General features: G+C 41.0%; 1 protein-coding gene. It reads right to left on the reverse strand.

Going from position 1 to position 346, the window contains the following annotated elements; genetic code table 11:
- Positions 1-346, reverse strand: a 346-nt coding sequence (locus tag DC53_RS0121235; RefSeq protein WP_033032836.1) for a sigma-54 factor interaction domain-containing protein, incomplete at both ends; no start/stop codon positions are given.

The following is a 346-nucleotide window of genomic DNA, read 5'->3' on the forward strand; positions in this document are numbered from 1 at the left end:
TGCCTAAATAAACCATCGGCGACGAATGAAGGTAGGTCAGCGTTAGTGGCACTAATGATACGCGCATTACTGTGTTGAGTTTTGCTTGAGCCAATAGATTCAAATGCACCTGTTTCTAACACGCGTAATAACTTGGGTTGTAAGGATAATGGCAAGGTGCCAATTTCATCTAAAAATAAGGTGGAATTATTGGCTAGCTGAAAACGACCAATACGCGTGGATTTGGCATCAGTAAAGGCGCCTTTTTGGTGACCAAAGAGTTCACTTTCAAATAAGTTTTCTGGAATAGCAGCCATATTCACTTCTATCAAAGGCTGCTCAGCTTTTGATGAGTTATGATGAATGC

Source organism: Pseudoalteromonas fuliginea (genome assembly GCF_000690055.1).
Taxonomy (GTDB): Bacteria; Pseudomonadota; Gammaproteobacteria; order Enterobacterales; family Alteromonadaceae; genus Pseudoalteromonas; species Pseudoalteromonas fuliginea.